General features: G+C 40.0%; 2 protein-coding genes. Both read left to right on the plus strand.

Annotated features, from left to right (window positions below; translation table 11 throughout):
- Positions 1 to 562: 562 nt before the first annotated feature.
- On the plus strand, positions 563 to 1,432 hold the full coding sequence (locus tag RDN93_RS21985) for a hypothetical protein (protein WP_055173572.1): 870 nt from the start codon (positions 563 to 565) through the stop codon (positions 1,430 to 1,432).
- A 193-nt stretch (positions 1,433 to 1,625) separates the two neighbouring features.
- On the plus strand, positions 1,626 to 2,249 hold a 624-nt coding region (locus tag RDN93_RS21990; protein WP_308747434.1), incomplete at its 3' end, for a hypothetical protein.

Below are 2,249 nucleotides of genomic sequence, written 5' to 3' on the forward strand. Positions count from 1 at the left end.
AGATACCCCGTTTTGCCCGATAAATTTGGAGATAAGCCGAAAGTCCGTATCTTTGTACTGTGTTTTTCATAGTATTAGATTTAAGGTTAACAAAAGATTGGCTGTCTGGGATAGATAGCCTTTTTTTATGCCCTTAAATTTGAGCGAACATTGAAAATAACGAGTGTTGGTTATTCTTCAGGCTTTTCGTTTCCCGGATTGTGAATGAATATGTTAAATGTTAACGTGTAAAGTCTGAAATGTTAATGCGATTCGGCGAGTATTAAACCGTGTTATATTATTGCTTGTTTGGGAGCTGAAATTTGCTATTTATGTGGAAGTTAGTACCTTTGTACTGTGTTTTTTTCATAAGTATTAGATTTAAGGTTAACAAAAGATTGGTTGCTCGCGATGAGTAGCCATTTTTTGTTTTTATACCTTTTTGATTGTTTATTCCTTAATCATTGTCGATAATATCTAGGACTTTCCTGTTCTTTTTTAACTTATCCGATATGTATTGTTTGGTTATAACAAAAAACGATTTTTATTGTTATAGTACGAAAGACTTAATAAACTGAACATTATGAAGAAAAGAATCTTATTGTTAGGGGCACTTGTTGGTGCTTTCTTGCTGGCTTCTTGTTCGGGAGGGAACAAGAAGCAGGTTGCGTCCTCGGCTACTCCTGAAGAGTTGGACGACGCCAGTAAAGTGATAAACTATTATCATACATCACTCATTGTTTTGAGGCATGTAGCTAATGCAAAAGATATAAATGCGGTATTGGGATATATGGAGCAGACAGGAAAAGTGCCCGAAGTAGCTCCGATTGCGCCGCCGGAGGTCTCGGTCAGGGATACTGCGGAACTGATGAATCCGGGTGTCTACTTCAACGATGAAGTCCGTCAGAATCTGATACAGAATTACAGGGGATTATTTACTTCGAGAGCACAGTTCTACGCTAATTTTGATAAATTCCTGTCTTACCGGAAGGATAACAAAAAGGCGGAAACCACTAAACTTTTGAAAGAGAACTATCAATTGAGCATAGCGATGTCCGAATACAAACAAGTGATTTTCGATATATTAAGCCCTCTGACTGAACAGGCGGAAAAGGAACTTCTCGCCGACGAGCCGTTGAAAGACCAGATAATGGCTATGCGTAAAATGTCGGGCACCGTACAAAGCATCATGAACCTCTACTCCCGTAAACACGTAATGGACGGTATGCGGATTGACGTGAAAATGGCAGAATTGAAAAAGGAACTGGAAGCCGCAAAGAAACTTCCTGCCGTTACCGGTTATGACGAAGAATTGAAAAACTATCAGAGTTTCCTCTCTTCCGTAGAATCCTTTATGAAGGATATGCAGAAAGCCAGAGATAAAGGCGCTTACTCGGACGCAGATTACAATGCAATGTCCGATGCCTACGAATACGGGCTTTCCGTTATCTAAAGAAAAAGTTTCCTGCTATCCTGCCACCATTGGCACGATAGCGGGAATTATTGTTAATAATATTTATATCCTATATAAATCAGCTGCAGTCTTGAATTCGTTCAAGACTTTTTTATTTTCTTTCCCATAACTTTGCTGCCATAAGACTAAACTATTTTATGAAATAGGAAAAGATAACCAAACCCTGTATGTTATGAAGAATCTGCAATTAACTAAACTAGGCTTTTTACTTTTTCTCATCCTGTTGTGTGGATGTAGTGACCACTTTGTTATTGACACTCCTGCCGAGGCGGGTAATTCTTACGAGTCCGATGTCCATGTCCTGAATAAATTCGTAGATATCAGCGAACCGGGTCAGAAGTATTACATTAATCCGAACAAGAAAAGCACCGTTCTGTCTTACATCACGAATTCCGACCTTGAAGAACTGAACGCAGTGAATTCCCTAAGTGCATCGAGGTACGAAAAAAGTCTGTTCCGGCTGAATGAAAAAATTTCGCAAGCTATTTCTTCTCATACGGTGGACTATGTAGTGATGTGTACAAGTAGCCAGATATTCGTAGACCGGATTAATGATGATTCACCTATCGAACTGAAAAGTGCCGGTTTCACAACTCTGTCGGATAATCTGGTCGTTTCCTTACTGGATATTTCATCAGAGGAAATGTCTTCAAGAGAAATTTATTCGGGGAATCTGGTGCAGACGGGACTCGAACTGAATCCGTCTCTGTATGCGAGGGATCACTGGATATTCCGCATACGATGTGAGGTGGGCGAACCGACAGATAGAAAAACGGCCTGGGTGCTTTTCTGCGGA

The sequence above is a fragment of the uncultured Bacteroides sp. genome (genome assembly GCF_902491285.1).
Taxonomy (GTDB): Bacteria; Bacteroidota; Bacteroidia; order Bacteroidales; family Bacteroidaceae; genus Bacteroides.